The 21,491-nt window shown below is 54.5% G+C and carries 16 protein-coding genes, 5 tRNA genes and 1 pseudogene; 16 read left to right on the top strand and 6 right to left on the bottom strand.

Features of this window, described 5'->3' with window-relative positions:
- Nucleotides 1–277: 277 nt before the first annotated feature.
- A complete protein-coding gene (gene malQ, locus ACR3ZL_RS25270; RefSeq protein WP_486173057.1) occupies nt 278–1,780 on the top strand; it encodes a 4-alpha-glucanotransferase in 1,503 nt (500 codons plus the stop codon).
- A gap of 318 nt (nt 1,781–2,098) precedes the next feature.
- Nucleotides 2,099–2,758, top strand: a complete 660-nt coding sequence (locus ACR3ZL_RS25265) for a ceramidase domain-containing protein (protein WP_473650334.1) — start codon at nt 2,099–2,101, stop codon at nt 2,756–2,758.
- A gap of 131 nt (nt 2,759–2,889) precedes the next feature.
- Here the strand turns inward: ACR3ZL_RS25265 and ACR3ZL_RS25260 are convergent.
- Nucleotides 2,890–4,205: pseudogene (locus tag ACR3ZL_RS25260) on the bottom strand (replication-associated recombination protein A).
- Nucleotides 4,206–4,210: 5 nt separating this feature from the next.
- Here ACR3ZL_RS25260 and ACR3ZL_RS25255 point away from each other — a divergent pair.
- The gene (locus ACR3ZL_RS25255) at nt 4,211–4,675 is read left to right on the top strand and encodes a DUF1499 domain-containing protein (protein ID WP_473650336.1); all 465 of its coding nucleotides are present in this window, start codon (nt 4,211–4,213) and stop codon (nt 4,673–4,675) included.
- Here ACR3ZL_RS25255 and ACR3ZL_RS25250 read toward each other — a convergent pair.
- Nucleotides 4,646–5,542 carry an NAD-dependent epimerase/dehydratase family protein gene (locus ACR3ZL_RS25250; protein WP_473650337.1) on the bottom strand — a complete coding sequence of 299 codons (897 nt, stop codon included), beginning with the start codon at nt 5,540–5,542 and terminating at the stop codon, nt 4,646–4,648. The two genes, ACR3ZL_RS25255 and ACR3ZL_RS25250, sit on opposite strands and share 30 nt — an antisense overlap.
- Before the next feature lie 150 nt (nt 5,543–5,692).
- Here ACR3ZL_RS25250 and typA point away from each other — a divergent pair, with 150 nt between their 5' ends.
- Together typA and ACR3ZL_RS25240 are read left to right on the top strand one after the other, a co-directional pair.
- Complete coding sequence (typA, locus tag ACR3ZL_RS25245) at nt 5,693–7,561, top strand: translational GTPase TypA (protein ID WP_486173056.1); 1,869 nt, start codon at nt 5,693–5,695, stop codon at nt 7,559–7,561.
- A 294-nt stretch (nt 7,562–7,855) separates the two neighbouring features.
- Nucleotides 7,856–8,908 (top strand): fatty acid desaturase family protein, encoded by a 1,053-nt coding sequence (locus ACR3ZL_RS25240; RefSeq protein WP_473650339.1) that lies wholly within the window; start codon nt 7,856–7,858, stop codon nt 8,906–8,908.
- Between the two features lie 125 nt (nt 8,909–9,033).
- On the opposite strand, the gene ACR3ZL_RS25235 is transcribed toward ACR3ZL_RS25240, so the two are convergent.
- The 4 genes from ACR3ZL_RS25235 to rsmG form a co-directional block, all read right to left on the bottom strand.
- Complete coding sequence (locus tag ACR3ZL_RS25235) at nt 9,034–11,112, bottom strand: M3 family metallopeptidase (RefSeq protein ID WP_486173611.1); 2,079 nt, start codon at nt 11,110–11,112, stop codon at nt 9,034–9,036.
- A gap of 285 nt (nt 11,113–11,397) precedes the next feature.
- Nucleotides 11,398–13,338, bottom strand: a complete 1,941-nt coding sequence (gene cysN, locus ACR3ZL_RS25230) for a sulfate adenylyltransferase subunit CysN (RefSeq protein ID WP_486173055.1) — start codon at nt 13,336–13,338, stop codon at nt 11,398–11,400.
- 120 nt (nt 13,339–13,458) lie between these two features.
- Nucleotides 13,459–14,370, bottom strand: a complete 912-nt coding sequence (gene cysD / locus ACR3ZL_RS25225; RefSeq protein ID WP_473650340.1) for a sulfate adenylyltransferase subunit CysD — start codon at nt 14,368–14,370, stop codon at nt 13,459–13,461.
- Between the two features lie 186 nt (nt 14,371–14,556).
- A complete protein-coding gene (rsmG, locus tag ACR3ZL_RS25220; RefSeq protein WP_473650341.1) occupies nt 14,557–15,342 on the bottom strand; it encodes a 16S rRNA (guanine(527)-N(7))-methyltransferase RsmG in 786 nt (261 codons plus the stop codon).
- A gap of 308 nt (nt 15,343–15,650) precedes the next feature.
- On the opposite strand from rsmG, the gene ACR3ZL_RS25215 reads away from it, so the two are divergent.
- The 11 genes from ACR3ZL_RS25215 to ACR3ZL_RS25165 all read left to right on the top strand — a co-directional run bounded on the left by ACR3ZL_RS25215 (nt 15,651) and on the right by ACR3ZL_RS25165 (nt 21,482).
- Nucleotides 15,651–15,723: transfer RNA gene (locus ACR3ZL_RS25215), tRNA-Thr, on the top strand.
- A gap of 102 nt (nt 15,724–15,825) precedes the next feature.
- A tRNA-Tyr gene (locus ACR3ZL_RS25210) sits at nt 15,826–15,907 on the top strand.
- A 115-nt stretch (nt 15,908–16,022) separates the two neighbouring features.
- A tRNA-Gly gene (locus ACR3ZL_RS25205) sits at nt 16,023–16,093 on the top strand.
- 112 nt (nt 16,094–16,205) lie between these two features.
- A tRNA-Thr gene (locus tag ACR3ZL_RS25200) sits at nt 16,206–16,277 on the top strand.
- Between the two features lie 194 nt (nt 16,278–16,471).
- Nucleotides 16,472–17,668: an elongation factor Tu gene (gene tuf / locus ACR3ZL_RS25195; protein WP_473650342.1), complete on the top strand. Its 1,197-nt coding sequence runs from the start codon at nt 16,472–16,474 to the stop codon at nt 17,666–17,668.
- A 177-nt stretch (nt 17,669–17,845) separates the two neighbouring features.
- Nucleotides 17,846–17,918 (top strand) — tRNA-Trp (locus ACR3ZL_RS25190).
- A 129-nt stretch (nt 17,919–18,047) separates the two neighbouring features.
- Complete coding sequence (secE, locus tag ACR3ZL_RS25185; RefSeq protein ID WP_473650343.1) at nt 18,048–18,494, top strand: preprotein translocase subunit SecE; 447 nt, start codon at nt 18,048–18,050, stop codon at nt 18,492–18,494.
- Nucleotides 18,495–18,535: 41 nt separating this feature from the next.
- Nucleotides 18,536–19,207: a transcription termination/antitermination protein NusG gene (gene nusG, locus ACR3ZL_RS25180; protein WP_473653455.1), complete on the top strand. Its 672-nt coding sequence runs from the start codon at nt 18,536–18,538 to the stop codon at nt 19,205–19,207.
- A 159-nt stretch (nt 19,208–19,366) separates the two neighbouring features.
- Nucleotides 19,367–19,792, top strand: coding sequence for a 50S ribosomal protein L11 (gene rplK / locus ACR3ZL_RS25175; RefSeq protein ID WP_473650344.1), 426 nt, complete (start codon nt 19,367–19,369; stop codon nt 19,790–19,792).
- 238 nt (nt 19,793–20,030) lie between these two features.
- Nucleotides 20,031–20,507 (top strand): ribosomal protein S18-alanine N-acetyltransferase, encoded by a 477-nt coding sequence (gene rimI, locus ACR3ZL_RS25170; protein ID WP_473653456.1) that lies wholly within the window; start codon nt 20,031–20,033, stop codon nt 20,505–20,507.
- 738 nt (nt 20,508–21,245) lie between these two features.
- Nucleotides 21,246–21,482 carry a hypothetical protein gene (locus tag ACR3ZL_RS25165; RefSeq protein ID WP_473650345.1) on the top strand — a complete coding sequence of 79 codons (237 nt, stop codon included), beginning with the start codon at nt 21,246–21,248 and terminating at the stop codon, nt 21,480–21,482.
- The last annotated feature ends 9 nt before the right edge of the window (nt 21,483–21,491 follow it).

The raw sequence follows: 21,491 nt of genomic DNA, 5'->3' as shown, positions 1-21,491 counted from the left end.
GTCAACCCAGAAATGTAACCCTTGATTGGAATTTCGCAAAGGGCAACCGCGAGAATTTGGTCCCGTTTGTGCTCTGTGTCAAAATGACATCGTATTAGCGCGTTTTTGCGGCTGCTTGTACGGGGTGTCGCGTCTGCGATTCGCCGTGGTTGCGAGAGTTTGGGGTGGCTGCGCGCCACAATGGGGGCCTTTGGTCGGCGAGGAAGGTGGCTAGCTAGAACATCAACGCTGAGCGATATTCAAGTGGCGTTATCCGACTCTAACGATAAAATCTGATATGAAATTTCCGCGATCTTCCGGCGTTTTACTGCACATTACCAGTTTGCCGGGGGAGGCCTTGGATGACGGTGGGATTGGCGACTTGGGGCCTCAGGCATACCGGTTTGTCGATTTTCTAGCAGCGGCCGGGCAAACTGTTTGGCAGATTCTGCCGCTTTCGCCGCCAGCGGAGGGAAATTCACCTTATAGCGCGTATTCCGCTTTTGCCGGTAATCCGCTGATGATCAGCCTTAGTCGTCTCGTTCGGGATGGGTTGCTGTCGCAGGTGCCGGAATTGAGTCCGGGTGAGGCTGGGGCCGATCACGTTGACTTTGGGTTGGTCGCGGAGCGAAAAGAACGGGCTCTGGCACGGGCTTTTGAGCGTTTTAGTGGCTCTGACTCGCACCCGCTGACCACCGCATTTCGCGATTTTTGCGTCGCTCAGGCCGATTGGCTGGATGAATTCGCCCGATTTGAAGCGATCATGCGAAATCAAAACGAGCGAGATTGGTCGAAATGGCCTGCTGAGTTGGTCGCTCGCCATCCGGAAGCCATCGCCGATTGGGATGAAATGCTGGCCGATGAAATCCAGTTCGCCAAATTCAAGCAGTTCCTGTTCGATCGTCAGTGGGCGGAGCTGAAGGCCTATGCAAACGAGCATCGCGTTCAGATTTGTGGCGATATGCCCATTTTTGTGGCACACGAGAGTGCAGATGTTTGGGTGAATCAGAATCTGTTTGCGGTCGATGACCAAGGGAAACCGACCTTGATCGCCGGTGTGCCGCCAGATTACTTCAGCGAAACGGGCCAGCTATGGGGCAACCCGCAGTATGACTGGGACGCATTGAAGGAGACCGGATACGACTGGTGGGTGAAGCGGTTTGGTTGTGCTCTGCGGCAGTTTGATCTGTTGAGGGTGGATCATTTTCGCGGTTTTGAAGCGTACTGGGAAGTTCCAGCGTCGGCGAAGACCGCGATCGATGGTTCCTGGAAGAAGGGCCCAATGAGTGAGCCTTTTGACGCGGCTGCGCGTGTGCTGGGTGAGTTGCCGTTCATTGCTGAGGATTTAGGGCTGATTACCGAAGAGGTGCATCAACTTCGAGTGCAGCTCGGGTTCCCCGGCATGCGGGTGTTGCAATTCGGTTTTGACACCGCTGACGACGAATTCCACCGGCCGAACACCTATCCCGAGGATTCGGTGGCTTACACGGGCACTCACGACAACGAGACCTTGGTTGGATGGCTGAAGACTCGAAAGCCCACTTCGACCCCGGACCCGCTGAAGGCTTGGGTGACGGAAAGTGAGCCGGTCTATTGGCAATTGATTGACACCGTGCTGCAGTCACGAAGTGACATGGCGATTATCCCGATGCAGGATTTGCTTGGGCTGGGTAACTCGGCGCGGATGAACGTGCCGGGGCAAGCGAAGGGGAACTGGGGCTGGCGGATGAGCGCCGACGCGATCACGGATTCGATCACGACGAAGTTAAAGACGTTGACGAATGACGCGGGGCGTTGCTGATTCGGTTGCGTAAAGCGGTTTAAAACCGCCCTGCCCTGCCCTTTAGATGCGGTGCAGCGTATTTTGAATGGGCGTTCGTTTGGCCGGATCGAGTGTCAGGTTTGAATTCAGTCGGCCGTGAGTGGAGTTGTCGCCGAAAGCATTTTGATGGTGGTGCGGTATTGCAAACGCGATTCCTGCTGCTAGTTGCAGAGCTGTTTAAGGCCGACCGGCGCGACTTTGTTTTGAAAGTTGCCTTGCGTTGCCGAAGCGGAATGGTCCGGCTCTGGTAGAGTCAGGTTACCGAATCGCACTTATCTCTTTTATGGCGTACGATCGATGATGGACTGGCTTTTTGAACCGGCGCGGATGCAGTTCTGCGAGGCGACTCTGGATGGTCCCATCGCACATCCGGCGGACACCTGGACGAACATCGGGCCCATCATCGCTGGCGTGATCATCTTGGTTTATGCCAAGCGTCCGCTCTCGCGTTTGTTAGGTGCGGCTTCGTTATGGACTGGAATCGCTTCGGGCTATTTTCACGCGTCCAATACGATCTTGGGCGAAACGCTCGACCTGAGTGGGATGTTCTTGTTCATCCTCGCGATTGCCGCACTGCAGCAACAGCGGGCTCGGCCGACCAAGCCGGGGAATCGATCGTTAATCTTGTTGTCGATTCTGGGCACGGTCGTGTTAACGGTGGCGTCATCCATTTCAACGGCGTTTGCCAGTCCAATGTTTGCGGCCATTGTGGTGGTCGTGGTGATCCGTGGGATCTATGACCAAAAGCTCACGCGTTGGGCGTACGCGATGGTAGTCACGTTTTTGGTGGCGTGGGGTTTTTGGTGGCTCGACTTCATGCACGTCGTGTGCAATCCGAGCAACCATATCCTGACTCTGCACGGATTGTGGCACTTGCTTAACGGTTTGGTGTTTTGGTTCGCGTTCGAGCATTTTGAACGAACGATGCGAGGCGAAGTGCCGGTTCAAGGCGAGTAGGCAGGCGGACCGCCCTGCCCTGCCCTTTTTAGCTCTGCCTTGTTTAGCCTTTTCCCGTTTAGTCCTGTGCTGCTTAGTCTTGCCGTCTCATTTTATCCTGCCTGGATGGCTTGAGCTGGCGGGACCTGGATTCAGCTTGGTGGGCGTAGTCTTTGGCGAAGCACGGTGATCCGCTCGCTCATTTCGGCCTCTTGGCCTCGACCGACCGGGTTGTAGTACTCGCGGTCAACGCCCAGGTAATCAAGGTCCGCGATTCCGTCGTCTTCGTTGTGCGCCGATCGGTAGCCGTCGCCGTGCCCGAGTTCTTTGGATCCGGTGTAGTGTTGGCAGCGGAGCATCTTCGGGATCGGGATGATCTGTTTGTCGCGGACGTCTCGGCGGGCTGCACTGATGGCAGTGGTGGCTGCGTTCGATTTGGTGCAAGAGCCAGGTAAGCCACTGTCTGACTTAGTGTCAGTTGTGCTTCAGGCAGTCCGATCATCTCGCATGCCTGCATTGCCGATACGGCGATGACGAGTGCTTGTGGATCGGCATTGCCAATGTCTTCGCTGGCCAGGATCACAAGTCGTCGGCAGAGGAAGCGAATGTCTTCGCCGCCTTCGAGCATACGGGCAAGCCAGTAAATCGCGGCGTCTGCATCGCTACCGCGGATGCTTTTAATCAATGCGCTGGCAAGGTCGTAATGATCATCGCCCGTGCCGTCATAGCCGCCCACGCGATTGGTCAGCGATTCCTGGGCGACTTCGAGATCGACGCTTTTGCTGGTGTCGGCGACGCTCTCGACGGCAACTTCCAGGGCAGCCATCGCTCTTCGGGCATCACCGTCGGTCGCATTTGCAAGGAATTCAATCGCTTCGTCGGTAACGGATACGCCGCGTCCGCCCAAGCCACGCTCACGATCGGCGATGGCTCGTTGAAGCAGTGCAGTCATCGCTTCGGTGGACAGCGGTTCGAGTGCGAACAATTGACTGCGACTGATCAGAGCACCATTGACGGCGAAGTACGGATTGCTGGTCGTTGCTCCAATCAGTGCGATGATTCCGCTTTCGACGTCCGCCAACAACGCGTCTTGTTGTGACTTGTTGAAGCGATGGATCTCATCAATGAATAGGATCGGTCTTGAGCCACCGGCGGCGACTTGATCATTCGCTTTCTGGAGGACTTCGCGAACGTCTTTGACGCCGCTGTTGATTGCGTTCAGGGAGATCAGCTCCGTACCCGTTTCCGAAGCAATCAAGCGAGCAAGCGTGGTTTTGCCGCAGCCCGGTGGGCCGTGCAGCAGGATGGAGCCAATCCGTTTGCTAGCGATTAGCCGCTGGAGTAGTTTCCCATCGCCTAATATATGGTGTTGTCCGACGAATTCATTGAGAGTTTGCGGACGCATCCGGGCCGCCAACGGTTGGGCGGAGAATAGGTGATCGGCTTCTTGTTGTGCGAATAGGTCCATTGAAAATGTTCGGGTACATTGCGGCGGCAATCGGAGTTGCCATGGTCGGAAAGACGGTAATGACGATCGATGACTGGGGGCGCGACCTGACTCAGAACACGGCGGAGCTGTCGGACACGCATGCGGATGAGTCTCTGCATCCACTGCGGCTTATTGTGCCTGTCGAGCAAGTCGAAGCTGCGATCGCTCAGTGGGTCGATAGTGAATCGAAGTGGGCGTTGGTGGAAGCGAATGGTCAAGACGACAGTTTACGACGGTTGCATTTGACCCGCACTACGCCGGTATTCCGATTTGTCGATGACATTTGGGTGGAACTGAAACAAGTCGATGATGCCGACGGGCCTTCGCACGTTCTGGTCAACGCAAAGAGTCAATCTCGGGTTGGTAAAGGCGACCTGGGCCAGAACCCAAGAAATTTGAAGGCGTTGCGTGAAGGCTTGCTAGCGACCGGATTGCGACAGGCCGATTAAGGTTTGAATGATCTCGCGAAGTTTGTCGTCGCCGCTGAATTTCATTCCGAGTTGTTCAATTTTGTCGGTGCAGAGCGATCGTTTGGATTCTTTAGCGGGGCCGGTTATTTTCGAGTCGCTGCTAGTGAGTTCCTTGGCCAGGTTCGCGACTTGATGGTGGCTGACGAAGCCGCTGCAGATGTTGTAGGTCTGTCCCGCGATGTCGGCGTCGGTTGATAAAAGGCGTTCGATTGCGGTCACGACATCGTCGACGTAAACCACTTTTCCGCCGCCGGTCGCGTCGGTTTTTTTTCCTGCGATGACGGACTGAATCAATCCGTACCACTTCGATCGCTCGACTGGGGTGTCGACACCGACGATGGACACTGGACGCAGTGTGGCGATCTTCATCTTGTCGGACAGCCCGTAGGCGTGTACAAGCGTTTCGACTGCCGCTTTGCTAGCACCGTAAAGAGTTGTCGGCCAAAGCGGATGGCGTTCATCGAGCGGTAGGTCGTCGGCGACTTGATCGTGGACGGTGCCGGAAGACAAGAAAATAAAACGGGAAACGCCGGCGTTCTTTGCTGCTTCGATCAGTTTTAGAGTGCCCAGTACGTTGGTTTCGTAATAGGCAACCGGATCTTCAGGCTCGCTCATGAAGCTGTCGCTGGTGCGTGAAAGAGCCGTGTGAATCACCGTGTCACAATCGGCAACCAATCGAGCGGTTGAGTCGTCGTCATTGAGTTCGCCGCGTATCCACTGGACGCTGCTTCGCGGGGTCGGAGAACCGCTGCGGTACCACGCCTGCACGTCGGCGCCGTTGGCTGCGAGACGGTCAAGGCAGTGTCGTCCAACGAAACCTGTCGCACCGGTGAGGGCAATACGCATGAAATGAAAATCCTGTATGGGGGTGAATTGCGTTTAAGGGGCAGATAGCGTGTTGCTGAGCAACTTTCACGCCTTTTCGCCTAGTGATTTCTCGGATTGCCAACTAGAACTACTCGCGAATCCCTTTTATTTATGGTCGAAAGTCACCTCATGTCTCCCCCCTCTACCTTGAATCAAACCGAAAACGCCTCATTGGCTACTCGTGAAGACATTCGCAATGTCGTCATCATCGCCCACGTCGATCATGGCAAAACAACGCTTGTCGATTGTCTGCTACGGCAAAGTGGCCAGTATCGGGATACCGAGCTGCAGGGAGAGCGGATTCTCGATTCCAACGACCTGGAACGCGAACGTGGGATCACGATTCTTTCGAAGAATATCGCCATTCCTTACCGCGGTGTGAAGATTAACCTGATCGACACGCCTGGTCACGCGGACTTCGGTGGTGAAGTTGAACGTGTGGTGAAGATGGCTGACGGTTGCCTCGTGTTGGTTGACGCCGCCGAAGGCCCCATGCCCCAAACCCGTTTCGTGCTGGAAAAGGCACTGCAGGCGGGTGTGAAGCCTATTGTGGTTGTCAACAAAGTTGACCGTCCTGACGGCCGCCCTCACGAAGCTCTCGATGAAGCTTTGGAATTGCTTGCTGATCTTGGTGGTGAAGAGCAGCTTGATGACGTCGGTTTCGTTTACACCAGTGCTAAGGAAGGGTTCGCAACGACCGATCCTGACGAACGCACTGAGAACATGTTGCCGCTTTTGGATTTGTTGGTTGATCACCTGCCGGGACCAACGATTAAATCGGATTCGCCTTTCCAGATGCTCGTCACGACATTGGACTGGAGCGAGTATGTCGGCCGGATTGCGGTTGGTCGGATTAATGCGGGAACGATCAATGTCGGCGAGTCGTTTGACTTGCATGGTGTCAATTCAGCGGGTGAACCGGTTGTTCGTAAGGTGAAGCCTTCGGGCTTGTACCTGTTCGACAACTTGGGCCGCGTCGCTGCTGAGACGGCTCACGCCGGTGACATCGTGGCATTGGAAGGGCTCGACGACGTTGAAATTGGCGACACGCTCTGTGCGATCGGCAGCAACGACGTGATGCCTCGTTTGCGAGTCGATGAACCGACTTTGGAAATGATCTTCAGTGTCAACTCGTCCCCGATGGCTGGACGTGAAGGCAAGTACGTGACCACGCGTCAGATCAAAGGGCGTTTGGAAAAAGAACTTGAGCGAAACGTTGCTCTTCGCGTTCGCATGATCGAGGGCACCGAAGCTTATGGTGTTGCTGGTCGAGGCGTGCTTCACTTGGCAATCTTGATCGAAACAATGCGGCGTGAAGGCTTTGAGCTGAGCGTTGGTAAGCCACAAGTGGTTTACAAGACCATCGACGGCAAGAAGCATGAGCCGTTTGAAACACTTCGCGTTGAAGTGCCAACTGAAGTCATGGGCCCGGTCATGGAATTGGTCGGTCTGCGTCGTGGACAACTCGAAGAAATGAAGCAGCGTGGCGAATACAGCTTGCTTCGCTTCATCATCCCATCGCGTGGTTTGATCGGATTGCGTACCCGACTGCTTAACGCGACTCGCGGAACGGCAATTATTCACCACCGCTTTGAAAGCTACCGTGTTGTCGAGGGCGAAGTGCCACGACGTGCTAACGGTGTTCTGATCTCAATGACGGGCGGCAAGACAATGCCTTTCGCATTGTTCGCACTGCAGGACCGTAGCGAATTGTTCGTGCCACCAGGCGTGGAAGTTTACGAAGGGATGATCGTGGGCGAGAACGCTCGTGACAACGACATGCCAGTGAACCCATCGCGTGAAAAGAAACTGACAAACATGCGGGCCAGCGGCAGCGATGAAAACGTCATCCTGAAGCCACCACGCGATATGTCGCTGGAGTCGGCACTTGAGTACATCGAGGATGATGAGCTTGTCGAAATCACTCCGGAATCGATTCGCCTTCGTAAGATCTTGCTGAAGGAATCGGATCGTCGTCGCCAAGGCCGTAACTCTTAGTTCGGCATCTCGCACTCTGACGGCTTGCCGATTGGCGAGCCGTGAAGGCTCAGTGAGTAGCTGATGAACCCGCATGGGCTTCTCAGTTGGCGGCTTAATGCTGAGGCTAAGCTTTGAGAGCTTGGTCTCTGGAGACTGGTTCTAAGAACCTGAGGCCAGAAGACTCGCCGTTTCAGATGGCAATATTGAAATCGCCGTTTTACCCATAAGCCGATCGTTCCAATTAGACTGGTTCCTGTCCCCCCTGAGATGTTCGGGTTGGGGTTTACGGGGTTGGTGTGAGAGAGCGATTCGATGCGGACAGCCGACGAGATTCTAGAAGACGCTGCTGGTCGAGTACCTGTCGACGCTGAAAGCAAGCGAGAGTTGGCGAGGTTTTCGCGAACCCGGCATGCCGAGTTGGTGCGGTCTTTGTCGCAAGTCAATGGCTACATGACGTCGGCATATCTCGCTCTACAGTGGGCCGCAATGATTGGAACTTTGGCGGTTGCCGCATGGGCCGACCACTGGCTCGTCTACATCGCGGCCGTCTTTATTTTGGCCAGTCGCATGCAAGCTTTGGGTGTGATGCTGCACGATGGTGCGCATTGGTTGCTCTACACGAATCGGAAAACCAACGATGCGGTTTGCGATCTGTTGATCGCGTTCCCGCTTGGCATGAGCACGACGCTGTATCGAAAGACTCACTTTCGGCACCACCGGCACACGAACACCGACGAAGACCAGGACCTAGCTGCGCAGCGTGAAGAGCGGGAATGGTTCGAGTGGCCCAAGACGCGATTAGGGTTGGGTTGGGTATTGTTCCGCAGTTTGTTCGGTCTGAACACGCATCGGGCCTGGGTTCTTTACAAGCACTGGGCACCGTGGAACAACTTTCGAAGTCCCGATTTCCCCAAGCAAAGTCGCTATTTGTATGTGTTGTCGATGGTGTGCGTGTACAGTTTCTTTGCGTGGGCGTTTCAGGTGAACCCGCGAATCACGCTGATCTTAATGTTGCTGTACATGATCGCTGGGTTCACAATCTTGAATTTGCTGAACCGGATGCGTGGCACGGCGGAGCATCTTGGGACCGAGGGGACGCATGAGTTAAATGACACGCGGACCGTTTTGCCGAGTGTTCTGGAGCGATTCTTTATCGCACCGTATGGCGTCAATTACCATCTGGAGCATCATCTGTTCCCGTCGGTTCCAGGATACCGTTTAGCCAGATTGCATCGCGAGTTGATGCGGGATAACGAGTTCCGTGAGTTGGCTCACGTTACCAAGTATTACACCGGAGTGGTTCGGGAGCTTATGCAGCAAAGGGGACGCGGCGATGCGTTGACCCGAGCTGATTCACTGCCGTAATGCAATCGCGGTTCCGGGGCGGAACCACGATTGCTTAAGCGGCGATTGCTCAAGAGGCCCCGTATGCGGGCCTAGCTATGCAGGCCTAGTTCGGCGGGCCGATTGGGGTGCCTAGATCCGCGAGTCTACTTTACGGGAAAGCCGCGTTTGCGAAGCAGTGCGTCTGTGTTGACGTCGCGGCCTCGGAAGGCTCGGTAGGTCACGCCTGGGTCGAGTGTGTTGCCGACGCTAAGGATGTGATCGAACAGTTTGCCGGCGACTTCGTTGTCGAAGTACTTGCCGTTGGCTTGTTCGAACATCTCTGCGGCGTCTGCGGTCAGTGCATCACTCCACAAATAACTGTAGTAGCCGGCCGAATAAGCATCGCTGCTGAACAAATGGCTGAAGTGCGGCAATCGGTGACGCATCGGCAGTTCGGCGGGCATATTGATCTCGCCGAGTTGTGACTTTTCGAATTCCGAAATGTCGATGCCGGTGGCGTCCTGTTGGTGCAACTGCATATCAAGGATTGCACAGGCGAGGTATTCAACCGTTTCAAAGCCGCTGTTGAATTTGCTGGATCGCTCAACTTTTTCAAGTAATTCAGCCGGCATGGGCTTACCCGTTTCGAAGTGGACGGCGAATTGGCCGAGCACTTCGGGAGTGGAAAGCCAGTGTTCGAGCACTTGAGAGGGAAACTCGACGAAGTCCCGAGCGACGTTGGTGCCGGCTTGCGATGGGTACTTCACTTGGCTGCTAAGGCCATGCAGTGCGTGTCCAAACTCATGGAAAAGCGTGGTGGCATCGTCCCATGAAATCAATACGGGCTCGCCTTCGGCAGCGGCCACGAAGTTGCTGTTGTTGGAAACGATTGGTGTTCGAACAGGGATGGCTTGCTCGTCATCGCTAATTCCCTTTCCAGATTGTGCTCGGTAGTCGGTCATCCAAGCGCCGCTGCGTTTTCCTTCGCGAGCGAACGGATCCAGATAGAACAAGCCGAGGTGTTGGCCGTCACGGGTGACTTCGTAGACGGTGACGTCGGGATGGAAGGTTGGTAGGCCGCTGGTGAGTTCAAACTTCATGCCGAATAATCGCTCGGCGCAGTACATCATCGCCTCGGTCATTTTGCCGAGTTGCAAGTAAGGCCGGACTTCGGCCATATCGAGATCGTATTTTTGTTTACGGACTTTCTCTGCGTAATAGCGGTAGTCCCATGGTTCAATCTTGATGCGAGGTTCGCCTTTCGCATCGTATTCAGCGTCAGCGATCGCTTGCATGTCAGCGACTTCGTCGGCCACACGGGCGATGGCAGGCTTCCAGACCTGCATCATCAGTTCCATCGCGGCGGAGGGTTTTGCGGCCATCGTGGATTCCATTCGCCAGTGGGCGTGGGTTTCGTAGCCGAGTAGCTTGGCCCGGGCGGCGCGTAGGTGAAGGATCTCGCGGATGATGTTTTTGTTGTCGAACTGGTCGTCGTTGTCGCATCGGAAGTAGAAGTTGCGCCACACTTGCTCGCGAAGTTCGCGGTTCTCGGCGTAGGTTAAAAACGGGTCCATGGAAGACCGCGTGTTCGTGATCGCGTAGGCTGCTTCGCCACCCTTTTCCTTGGCGGCACTGCTCATGGATTGGATGGTTGATTTCGATAGACCGGCTAAGTCAGCTTCGTTGTCGATCCAGGTGACGTGACGCTTTTCTTCTTCTAGGACGTTCTGGTTGAAGTCGGTGAAGAGTCTCGCTAGACGCGTGTTGATTTGCGAGAGTTTGGCTTTGTCGGCTTCGTCCAAGCGAGCGCCGAGTCGCACGAAGTCTTTCAGTGTTTCATCGAGTAGGCGTTCGGCGTCTGGTTCAAGTTTGACGGAGCCCTTGTTGAATACGTCGTCGTGGATCTTCTCGATCCGAGCGAAGAGCTTGCTGTTTTGGGTGATCGAGTCGGCGTGTGCGGCAAGCTTTGGCGAAATTTCACGTTCGAGGTCCGGGATAGGGCCGACGTTCAGGTTTGATGCGTGAACATCAAACAGGACTTCGAGGCGGTTGAGTGTCTCGCCTGCTGTTTCCAACGCAACGATGGTGTTTTCGAATGTGGGCGGTTCGTCTGAATTCGCGATCTCGTCAATGTCGGCTTCGGCTTGGGCCAGTGCGGATTCAAAAGCAGCGGAAAATTGGTCGACGCGCACGTCCCGGAATGGTGGGACGCCACCGTAGGGACCGGTCCAGGTTTGCAGCATGGGGGACGCTTCGATGGCGGATGTTGGCGTGTCGCTCACAAGGTGCTCCTGGGCACTGGGTGCCGGTTGTTTGGGATCCTGGGTGACGGATTCCTGGGCATTGGAAACTGGATAGCCGGTGACCATCGGTGGGACGGTCGCCATCGCAAGCGGTGCGATGGCAAAGAAGATGTGTTTCAACGAGTTTTTCACCAGGGGTTTTCCTTTGGCGGAACGTAGGCGTGAAATCTCGTCCGGCTTCGCGGCCGGCGCGAGATCGCAAGCCGGCTTAAGGGGCCGTCTTGTTTATTTGATGAATTCGCGAGACTTCAGCAATTCGATGATCGCGTCGGCGCAATCGCTGACGGACTGCTCGGATGCATCGACAACCAGGTCTGGCGATGTCGGTGCTTCGTAGGTCGCAGTCACGCCGGGGAAGTTGGCCAGTTCGCCAGCGTCGGCTTTCGCGTATTGCCCCTTGGTGTCGCGTTCGCGGCAGACTTCCAATGGTGTGGCAACGTGGATGACCAGGAATCGATCTTCGCCAATCAGCTTGCTGACTTTCTGGCGAACCTCTTCGGCGGGTGCAACCATGGAAGCCAGGCAGATCAGGCCTGAGTCGTTCAGGGCGTGTGCGAGGTGTCCGCCACGACGCAAGTTCTCGCTGCGGTCTTCGGCGGTGAAGCCGAGGTCGCGGCTGAGCCCGCGGCGCATTTGTTCGCCATCGATGACCGCAACAGCGCGGCCGGTGTCGAAGAGTTTTCTTTCGACGGCACGGGCGATTGAAGTCTTGCCGCTGCCGGTCAATCCGGTCAGTAGAACAGTGGCGGGCTTTTGGCCGAAGCGGGCGGCGCGTTCTTCGGTTGAGACCGTCGAGACTTCGCCGTTGTCATCAGTGGATGCTTCTAGGTCATCGTCCCAGACGGATTTTTGTGGGCCGGTGGCGCCGCGGTCAAGGATCATGCCAGCGGCGACGGTGGCGTTGGTGATACGATCGACCACAATGAACGCACCGGTGCTGCGGTTGCGACGGTATGGGTCCATGTGAATCGGGCTTGAAAGCTCGATCGCCACGCGGCCAATTTCGTTTAGCTCCAGTGTTGGTGCTGGAGTGCGGTGCAGCGTGTTGACATCGACTTGGTATTTAAGCGTTTGGATGCTGCCCGGTAGGGTTTGAGTGGTGTGTTTAACCAAGTATGACTTGCCGGGAACCATTGCTTCTTCGCCCATCCAGACGAGCATCGCTTCGACATTGGATTCGCTGCGAGGTAGGTTGCCGCTGCGGACGATCATGTTGCCGCGGCTGGCGTCGATTTCGTCTTCGAGGGTGAGCGTCACGGCGAGCGGCGCGAACGCCTCGTCGAGGTCGCCGTCGTAGCTGACGATGCTTTTGACTTTCGATTTCTGCTTGCTGGGCAAGACAGTGATCTCTTCGCCGGGGCGAATGATGCCAGAGGAAATCGTGCCACAGAACCCACGGAAGTTGAGGTTGGGGCGGTTGACGTATTGAACCGGCATGCGGAAGTCTTGCAGGTTGCGGTCTGAGCCGATGTAGACCGTTTCCAGGAAGTTCATCAGGGTGCTGCCGGTGTACCACGGCGATGCTTCGCTGCGGTCGACCACGTTGTCGCCGTTGAGTGCGCTGATGGGAATGAAGTGCAGGTCGGGTAGATCGAGTCGGGTTGCGAAGGAGCGGTAGTCGGCGCAGATTTCGTTAAAGCGATCTTCGCTGAAGTCGACCAGGTCCATCTTGTTGATCGCAACAACGACGTGGCGAATGCCCAGCAGCGAAACGATGAACGAGTGCCGGCGGGTTTGGGTGAGCACACCGTGTCGGGCGTCGATCAGGATGATGGCAAGGTCAGCGGTGCTGGCTCCCGTCGCCATGTTGCGGGTGTATTGTTCGTGGCCGGGGGTGTCGGCGATGATGAACTTCCGCTTCGCGGTGCTGAAATAGCGATAAGCAACATCGATCGTGATGCCTTGTTCGCGTTCTTCTTTCAGGCCGTCCATGAACAGCGATGGGTCGAAACCGCCAGCTACACTGCCCTGGCGAACCGAGTCGCTTTGGACTTTGGCCAGTTCGTCTTCATAGACCAGTTTGGAGTCGTACAGAAGGCGCCCGATCAGGGTGCTTTTGCCGTCGTCAACGCTGCCGCAAGTAATGAAGCGAAGCAGTTGTTTCTGCTCGTGTTGCTTCAGGTAGGCGTCGATGTCGGTCGCGATTAGGTCGGATTGATGAGACATGGCAATTAGCTGTTAGCGTTTAGCCATTAGCGGTTAGCTAACAGCCATCAGCGGTGCGTGGAATTCGAGTAAAAAGAGCTAAAAGCTAGTGGCTAATAGCTAGTGGCTGATGCGAAGCGTCTAGAAGTAGCCGCGTTCTTTTTTCTTTTGCATGCCGACGCCGCCTTCGTCTTGGTCGATGATGCGGCCTTGGCGTTCGCTGGTTTTGGTCAGCAGCATTTCTTGGATGACTTCAGGAAGCGTGGTCGCTTCGCTCTCAACGGCACCGGAAAGCGGATAGCAGCCGAGGGTTCGGAAACGAACCATTTTGGTTTCTTCCACTTCGCCGGGCAGTAGCGGCATGCGGTCGTCGTCTCGCATTAGCAGGATGCCGTCGCGGTTGACGACTTTGCGGGGTGCGGACAGATAGAGCGGAACGATCGGAATGTTTTCCATGTGGATGTACTGCCACACGTCCAGTTCCGTCCAGTTGCTCATTGGGAACACACGAATCGATTCGCCTTTGTTGACGCGTCCGTTGTAAAGGTTCCACAGTTCCGGGCGTTGATTTTTGGGGTCCCAGCGGTGGGACTTGTCGCGGAAGCTGAAGACGCGTTCTTTGGCGCGGCTTTTTTCTTCGTCCCGGCGAGCGCCACCGAATGCTGCGTCGAACTGGTATTTGTCCAACGCTGCCTTGAGGGCATCGGTTTTCATCAGTTCGGTATGCCGCTCGGAGTCTTCCCACGGTGGGATGTTGAGCTTCAGGCCTTCTTCGTTGATGTGAACACGCACATCCAGTCCGAGTTCTTTAACGGCATAGTTTTCACGGAAGTCGTACATGTCTTTAAACTTGTACGTCGTGTCCACGTGCAGTAGCGGGAATGGCAATTTGCCCGGGTGGAAGGCTTTGAGAGCCAGGTGCAGAAGGACGGCAGAGTCTTTGCCGATCGAGTACAGCATCACTGGCTTTTGAAATTCCGAGACAACCTCTCGGAAAATGTGGATGCTCTCGGCCTCGAGTTGCTTCAGGTGGGTGAGGCTATAGTCTGACATGTGCAGTTTTTTTCGTAGGCGAAGGAATTGGCGGCGGAAAAGTGTTGGGAAGGAACGTATGTCCTTCACTCGGGTTCGTTTTCCTGCCGAATTGCTAGCGGGTTTGCTGCTGAGTGGAATAATGGTCGATTGGTTTTCGAGGCTCGCAGTTTAGTTCGCGGCCGTCGGATAAGTAGGTCGAAAGTCCTAAGCGAATCGTCCCTTTTGAGACAATTGCAAAATAACGCCTTCGCCTGGTGATGCATCCGATGGAGTCGGGGCCCCGTCTTCCGGATTGGCCGGCGATAGGTCGTTTGTTTCGGCCGGGCTATCTTCGTCCATCGGGTTACCTAATGGATAGGTAGCCACGATTCGGAGGTCCAGGCCTTTGAGGGCACCGTGGTGACGTGCTTCGCCACGTTCGCCAACCCACTTAGGGCCTTTGATTAACAGTAGGCGGTCAAATCCGCTCCAGTGAGGTTCGACCCAGCGGCAGAATTTTAGCAAACTGCCCACCGCCCGGCTGACGATGGTGGTGAACCGGAAGTCCTCGAGAAGGTGCTCGCCCCGCGAGGCGTAAACGGGCACGTTCAGGTTCAGTTCGGTGACTAATTCGTCGAGTACCTTGGCACGTTTCCCAACGGACTCGGCCAGAGAGACTTCGATGTCCGGGCGAATAATCGCCAGCGGAATACCGGGAATCCCGTTGCCACTGCCGAGATCTAAGACATCTTCGTTAGGCTGGATTAAATGGGCCAGTTGCAGGCAATCGCGTAAATCACGGCCCACGAATAGATCCCACGTTGTGTGGCGAGTCAGGTTGAGTTGCTCGTTGTACCGCCACATGGTTTCGGCGTACGCCTTCAGTGAGTTCACTAAAGGTTCGTCAAGCTCCATGCCATAGCGGGCCAAGGCAGCTTCGAATGTGTCGTCATCGCCGGGAGGCGTTGGGTGATCGCCCGGCGGCGTTGAATTGTTTGGCGTTTCGGTCATTCCGGTGGTGATACCAGGGTGGCAACGTCGAACCAAGGTGGGAACAAGCGGAAATTCAGCAGGAATTATTGCTAAATCTCAGTGATCGCTTGGCGATTCAAGGCTCGTCGGACGATTGAGAAGATTGAATTGAACCTAAGCATACCCAGTTTTTTTGTTTTTCAGCCCTGTTTTTGGTTCAATTCCATCTTGTTCCCCGTCGATGGATCGGTACACTCTGCCTTCCCTAAACGGGAACCGCCGTTTGGCCAAGGATGGAAAGTGTGTGACAGACAGTTGTTTTTCACATGGATCATCGATTGGCACCGGCCAACGTAGCTCAGTTGGCAGAGCTGCTGATTTGTAATCAGCCGGTCGTGGGTTCGAATCCCTCCGTTGGCTCTTAGTATCGTTCGCGAGGCGAAGTGACTTCGCGCTCAACTAAATCGTATTAGGTAGGTCGCAGATAACTGAATTGAAGTAACACGACTGACAAATTTTTATGGGGGTTTGCCCGAGTGGTTAAAGGGGGCGGACTGTAAATCCGCTGGCTATGCCTACACAGGTTCGAATCCTGTAGCCCCCATTGAAGAAGCTTTTAGCGGTTCGCTAATGGCAGTTGGCTTTTTGAAAAGAACTCGCCGCCCGCGGCAGTCCCAAGAAGTGATCTGCGGAAGACTGACCGTCGAAAGCATTGGACTGCGGGTGTAGCACAATGGTAGTGCAGCAGCCTTCCAAGCTGAATACGAGGGTTCGATTCCCTTCACCCGCTTAGAGAAGCTTTTAGCGAATGGCTATTAGCAGCTAGTTTTGACCCGCGAGCCGTTGTGTTTCGCGTGATTGAAGTGATGGTTGCTGGCAGGTGATTGGCTAGTGGTTTTTCCGCTGCTGTAGCTCAGGGGTAGAGCGCCTCCTTGGTAAGGATGAGGTCATGGGTTCAAATCCCATCAGCAGCTTTTTTGATATCAGGGCGATGCTTTGGTGTCTAACACAATTTCTGTTTCGTTTCGATTGTCAAATCGAATGCGATTTGTGCGGCCGAACCGTCATCGGTCCACCGTGGGTGTGAACACGGTCGAAGGCGGGTAGGGTTCCTTGGAGCGTATCTCTAAGGGACAGTGGCATGAGTCGCGAATGTAGGTGAACCAAGATGGCTAAGGAAGCATTTCAGCGTACTAAACCCCACGTCAACGTCGGTACGATCGGCCACATTGACCATGGTAAAACCACCACTACTGGTGCTATTCTCGCTGTTCAGGCCGCTAAGGGTCTTGCAAAAGCGAAGGGTTACTCAGATATCGCCAAGGGCGGTACAGTTCGCGACGCGACTAAGACTGTGACAATTGCGGTTGCTCACGTTGAGTACGAAACACCCGAGCGTCACTACGCTCACATTGACTGCCCAGGTCACGCCGACTTCGTGAAGAACATGATCACCGGTGCCGCCCAAATGGACGGTGCGATTTTGGTTGTGTCGGCTGCCGACGGTCCAATGCCACAAACCAAAGAGCACGTTCTTTTGGCTCGCCAGGTTGGTGTGCCTTACATCGTTGTTTACCTCAACAAGTGTGACCTCGTCGACGACGAAGAATTGCTTGAATTGGTTGAACTCGAAGTTCGCGAATTGCTTAGCAAGTACGACTTCCCTGGCGATGACGTTCCTGTCATCCAAGGTAGCTCGTTGCCAGCTTACAACAATCCTTCGGATCCTGAAGCCAGTAAGGGCATCAGCGACTTGATGGACGCGTTGGACAAGTACATCCCTGAGCCAACCCGTGAAGACGACAAGCCATTCCTGATGGCAATCGAAGACGTTTTCTCGATCGAAGGTCGTGGTACAGTTGCTACCGGACGTATCGAGCGTGGTGTTGTGAAGGTCGGCGAAGAAGTCGAAATCGTTGGTTTGTCGGAAACTCCGGTTAAGACCATCTGCACCGGCGTTGAAATGTTCCGCAAGGAAATGACCGAAGGCCGTTCGGGCGACAACGTTGGTTGCTTGCTTCGTGGTGTGAAGCGTGAAGACATCCAACGCGGTCAAGTTCTTGCTAAGCCAAAGAGCATCAACCCGCACACTAAATTTGAAGCAGAAGTTTACTGCCTCAGCAAAGACGAAGGTGGCCGTCACACGCCATTCTTCAGCGGTTACCGTCCTCAGTTCTACTTCCGTACCACTGACGTGACCGGAACAGCTAACTTGGTCGACGCCGACATGTGCATGCCTGGCGACAACGTCAAGGTTACTGTTGAATTGCACAAGCCAATCGCGATCGACGATGGTGTTCGTTTCGCTATTCGCGAAGGTGGACGTACCGTTGGTTCGGGCGTTGTTACTAAGATCGTAGAGTAGGTTAGCTGGAGGAGCTTTTAGCATTTAGCTAAACCGGCTCTTACGCTAGACTGACAGGCTGTGAGCCTTGGATGGTGACATCGATTCACTGTTCAAGGCTTCGGCAATTCTCGCAAGAGATGGTTCGGGATGCTGAGATGGGAGCGTAAAGTGCGCTCGAAAGTCCGGTTTCCATATAGGGGCGTAGCTCAATTGGCAGAGCACTGGTTTCCAAAACCAGCGGTTGTGAGTTCGACTCTCGCCGCCCCTGCTTTTACAACTGCAAGATTCCCGGTGACTTGGCCTTCCTAGGTTGGGCTAAGCCCGGCACCATCATGAGGATGGAGCCGATACGGGTTCCTATTTCCTGCCGATCGTTCGGCTGTGAAGGATTTAACGGATGTCGAAAGACCTGACTCAATCCGGCTCAGCCGGTTCGCCCCTGACCAGCGAATTGTTTCATGCGGAGGTTTACAAACCGACGCAGGGACGAATCGTTCGTCAGCTAACGGCGCTCGCAATCTTTGTGATTGTCGGGCTTGGTAGCTGGCGCCTGTACGGGTTTTTGCCCACGATGATGAGCAACGCGGTGGTCGCTCGGTCGATCGCGGGTGTTTTGTTGGCGGCAGGTTTGTGGTTCGGGTTCCGGCTGGTGAACTGGCCTCGTTTCGCCGATTTTTTGATCGCCGTCGAAGCAGAGATGAACAAGGTCACCTGGCCAAGTAAAGACGAGCTAATTCGAGCTGCGATTGTCGTGATTTTCACGATTTTCTTCCTGGCCGTCACGCTTTTCACCTTCGACGTTCTTTGGCAATTTATCTTTAACGTTCTCGGGGTCACCTCGTGAGCGATAACGAACACTCGGAAAGCGAAATCATTGACGACGCTATGACTGATAACGAAGTGCAGGACGATGACGGCGTAAGTGCGGAAGAAACCGCATCTTCAGGCCCCGTTTTGCCACCCCCTGCCCCGGTCGATCCCAACGCCAAACCTAAGGTTGATGTTGAGGGCGAGGCCGTGAAGGATTGGTACATCTTAAAGGTTGCATTTAACCGTGAAGATTCCATCGCCGACGCGCTTCGCAAGCGGGTTAAGATGGAAGGCATGGGTGATCTTATCGAAGAGATCGTGGTTCCCAGCGAAGATGTTGCGACGTTCACTCGCGATGGAAAACGGCGCGTCACAAAGCGAAAGTTGTTGCCTGGCTACATCATGGCCTACATGGCAATTAACGATGACACTTGGTTCCTGGTTCGTGAAACTGGGGGCATTAGCGACTTCACCGGTTCGGCTGGTAAGCCGATGCCGATGGAGCCTGAGGATGTCGAGCGATTCATTAATCGTCCGTTGGTAGAGGACGAAGAAGACGCTCCGATGAAGACCTCGATCCCATTCAAGGTGGGCGATCGGGTTCGCGTCAAGGAAGGCAATTTCGAAAACCAAGAAGGCGAAGTCGAAGTGGTCGACGAAGCCAATGGTCGTGTCACGGTGGTTATCAATATCTTCGGGCGAAGTGTCCCGATGGAACTGGACCACTGGCAAGTTGAACCTTTGTAGGACGCGAATGGCTGCTAGCGGTTTGCTACTGGCTTTCAAAGTATTATCAATCAGATTTCCCTCACCCGCGATAACTCGAAGACGCTAAATCAGGATCGCCGCACTGCGGCTCGATCAGGCAGCCAATCGTTCGTCGCAAATTGCTAAGAGCTATTTCCCATGGCAAAACAAGTAACCGGTCAAGCTAAGTTTCAGGTTCCTGGTGGACAAGCGACTCCAGCGCCTCCTGTTGGTACCTCGTTAGGTAAGTTCGGCGTGAACTTGGGCCAGTTCGTCCAACAGTTCAACGATCGTACAAAAGAGTACAACGGAACTCCGATTCCAGTAATCGTGACGGTTTACAATGACCGTAGCTTTGACTTTGTCACCAAGAGCCCGCCAGCCGCATCGATGTTGAAGGCTGCTGCAGGTATCGCGAAAGGCAGCGGAGTTCCTAACAAGGATAAGGTTGGCAAAGTAACTCGCGCTCAGTGCGAAGAAATTGCCCAAAAGAAGATGGAAGACCTTAACGCTCGTAGCGTCGATCAAGCTGCAATGATGATCGAAGGCACTGCACGTAGCATGGGAATCGTCGTCGAAGGCTAGTCCTCGACTATTTGGCTGGTTCTCTAGTTGAACTATCGAAAATTTAAAAATGCCAAGCGGTTTTCGCTTGGCATTTTTTGTTTCTGTCTTGGTGTGGTTTCAGTGTTCTGCTAATTTCGGTTTTGTCGCCGTGGAGCCAGGATGGCCCGTGAATTGGCGGTGGAATCTTCATCGTACCGGAAGGGAATCCGACGTGGAAAACACTAAACAAGCTACAAAGACGTCTCACATCCGTTGGATGATTCGCCGGGATATGCCGGATGTGCTCGGGATTGAGGGCAACTGTTTTGAGTTTGCTTGGACGGAAGATGATTTCATCCGTTGTTTGCGACAGCGGAACTGCATCGGCATGGTTGCTGAGTGCGAGGGACGCGTCGTTGGTTTCATGATTTATGAGCTGCACAAGAACCGGCTGCACATCCTAAATTTCGCCGTCCACAGTGATTATCGCCGTCGTGGCATCGGCAATGTGATGATGGACAAGTTGCTCGGCAAGTTGTCGCAGGAACGCCGCAATCGGATCATGTTGGAGGTTCGCGAAACGAATCTCGAAGCTCAGTTGTTCTTCCGGAACCTTGGCTTCAAGGCGATCTCAGTACTGCGTGATTTCTACGACGACGCCACTGAGGATGCGTATCTGATGCAATTCCGGTATCAGCCCACGGCTGAAGAATTGGCACAGCCGCATAACCGAATCACTCGGATGGCTGGTTAGTACAGGGCTATTCGGCCTGATTTCGCGTTGCCTGGTTAGGCATGGCGAATTTGAGGTAATGGAACATCGCACTTCGGTTCGCGGCCTGGTGTTTGCCAAGCCGCGTCGCAACGTTCTGGATGGGCGATTGCGTTTTTGCGCGGAGTATTTGAGCTAAGCGTCTGTGCGGAGCTCTGCCTGCTCGTTAGCTGAGAGCGGCTTCAAAAAAAGTGAGTCAACCTTACATCCTGCTCGGTTGAGCTCACTGTGTCGACTCCTTAAACAGTCTCTGCCACGCTGCATCCTTGTGGCGTGTCAGGTTTGAGGCTTGGTCAGTAAGGGATGGTCCGCATTGCTGCGGTACTTACTGGCAAGTGACGACAAAAATTCAAAAAGGGAGTGACGGGTCCATGTCCAGGGAAAATAATGCCCTGCGGTGGCGTCCAACTGTAACCATCTCCCGATGATTCAACCACATTCTTTGTGGCTAACTAACAGACCACGCTACCTTGCGTTGCCTTGTTGTCTCGGGCGATATCGCGAGTCAGTTTCGTGGGCCGTGTCGTTGTGAAGCGGCTTCGTTGAGTTGACTGCAAAAAGCGTGTGCGGTTGGCGATGTTTGATCGCTTGGTGTCTTCGGGTGTGGTCGTCGTGGAGCAGATGTTTGGCCGTGTGAGTTGTCCTTGTGAAAGGCGAGAGTCACTCTGGCAATTGGCATCGTTCACACTCCGATAAGATAAGCAGGACGAACTAAGAAGCATGGAAGAACGATTAGATTCGGTTGCTTCACGTCGCCTGAAGAAGGGCAACGCTGACGTTCGTCTTGTGGTTGAAGTCCCCAAGAATTTGTCGTTGCGAGAGACGAATGTCAACAACAAAGTAGATGAAAATTACGCCGCATCGGTTTGGCGGATGCGTTTCGGTGTGCAAAAAACGACAATCTTCGATGAAGAAAAGTTTGCTGAAATCTGTTCTGAACGAATGCTCGACGAATGAACGCAATGC

Source organism: Rhodopirellula sp. J20-39 (assembly GCF_057365095.1).
This window is presented reverse-complemented; position numbering and strand designations above follow the sequence as displayed.

What these genes read in the sequence shown, in the direction of transcription:
- malQ (WP_486173057.1), top strand. Translation starts at nt 278, where the DNA reads ATGAAATTTCCGCGATCTTCCGGCGTTTTACTGCACATTACCAGTTTG.
- ACR3ZL_RS25265 (WP_473650334.1), top strand. Translation starts at nt 2,099, where the DNA reads ATGATGGACTGGCTTTTTGAACCGGCGCGGATGCAGTTCTGCGAGGCG.
- ACR3ZL_RS25255 (WP_473650336.1), top strand. Translation starts at nt 4,211, where the DNA reads ATGTTCGGGTACATTGCGGCGGCAATCGGAGTTGCCATGGTCGGAAAG.
- ACR3ZL_RS25250 (WP_473650337.1), bottom strand. Translation starts at nt 5,542, where the DNA reads ATGCGTATTGCCCTCACCGGTGCGACAGGTTTCGTTGGACGACACTGC.
- typA (WP_486173056.1), top strand. Translation starts at nt 5,693, where the DNA reads ATGTCTCCCCCCTCTACCTTGAATCAAACCGAAAACGCCTCATTGGCT.
- ACR3ZL_RS25240 (WP_473650339.1), top strand. Translation starts at nt 7,856, where the DNA reads ATGCGGACAGCCGACGAGATTCTAGAAGACGCTGCTGGTCGAGTACCT.
- ACR3ZL_RS25235 (WP_486173611.1), bottom strand. Translation starts at nt 11,112, where the DNA reads ATGCTGCAAACCTGGACCGGTCCCTACGGTGGCGTCCCACCATTCCGG.
- cysN (WP_486173055.1), bottom strand. Translation starts at nt 13,338, where the DNA reads ATGTCTCATCAATCCGACCTAATCGCGACCGACATCGACGCCTACCTG.
- cysD (WP_473650340.1), bottom strand. Translation starts at nt 14,370, where the DNA reads ATGTCAGACTATAGCCTCACCCACCTGAAGCAACTCGAGGCCGAGAGC.
- rsmG (WP_473650341.1), bottom strand. Translation starts at nt 15,342, where the DNA reads ATGACCGAAACGCCAAACAATTCAACGCCGCCGGGCGATCACCCAACG.
- tuf (WP_473650342.1), top strand. Translation starts at nt 16,472, where the DNA reads ATGGCTAAGGAAGCATTTCAGCGTACTAAACCCCACGTCAACGTCGGT.
- secE (WP_473650343.1), top strand. Translation starts at nt 18,048, where the DNA reads ATGTCGAAAGACCTGACTCAATCCGGCTCAGCCGGTTCGCCCCTGACC.
- nusG (WP_473653455.1), top strand. Translation starts at nt 18,536, where the DNA reads ATGACTGATAACGAAGTGCAGGACGATGACGGCGTAAGTGCGGAAGAA.
- rplK (WP_473650344.1), top strand. Translation starts at nt 19,367, where the DNA reads ATGGCAAAACAAGTAACCGGTCAAGCTAAGTTTCAGGTTCCTGGTGGA.
- rimI (WP_473653456.1), top strand. Translation starts at nt 20,031, where the DNA reads ATGATTCGCCGGGATATGCCGGATGTGCTCGGGATTGAGGGCAACTGT.
- ACR3ZL_RS25165 (WP_473650345.1), top strand. Translation starts at nt 21,246, where the DNA reads ATGGAAGAACGATTAGATTCGGTTGCTTCACGTCGCCTGAAGAAGGGC.